At 45.3% G+C, this 581-nt stretch carries 2 pseudogenes; one reads left to right on the top strand and one right to left on the bottom strand.

What is annotated here, in order from left to right:
• A pseudogene (locus R7040_RS28410) lies at nucleotides 1–318 on the top strand (MFS transporter); the annotation flags it as partial.
• Between the two features lie 86 nt (nucleotides 319–404).
• Here R7040_RS28410 and R7040_RS28405 read toward each other — a convergent pair.
• Nucleotides 405–581 (bottom strand): annotated as a pseudogene (locus R7040_RS28405) (transcriptional regulator); the annotation flags it as partial.

Genomic DNA, 581 nt, shown 5'->3' with positions numbered 1-581 from the left:
CCTAACGAGCATCTGTATTTAGCGACCATCATCGTTGATAATTTTACGACGGCATTTTCCACCGTAGCCTTTGTCTCGTTTCTGACTCTATTAACCGGGCAAGCGTTCTCTGCCACTCAATATGCATTGCTTGCGTCGCTAGGAAACTTTGGACGAACCACACTAGCGTCATTCAGCGGTGAATTGGTTGACTACCTAAATGACTGGAGCACGTTTTTCATTCTCACGGCCGTAATGGTGATCCCAAGCTTGATCATGTTGTATTCACTGCGTCATTACTTTACGGATCTTTTGGAAAAAGCGCGGCATAAGCACTAACGACCGCAAATTTGCGCAAAAGTAAGAATAAAAAACCACCGCACAATACGGTGGTTTTTTTCTATACAAAACGCGGGATTCGAAGCTTACGGGTAAAGCCCTTTGCCGAACAAGTTGAAGATTCGTGCAACACCTTGCGTGAAAATCATTGGCTCAGTGAGTACCGTTAAACACAAACAGTCTTCACCTTCCTGAGTAAAGGGGCTGTGTTTGACTGAGGCATCTCGTATCATCAAGTCGCCTTCTTCATACTGCCCGTCTTC

Source organism: Vibrio sp. 1069 (genome assembly GCF_033340555.1).
This window is presented reverse-complemented; position numbering and strand designations above follow the sequence as displayed.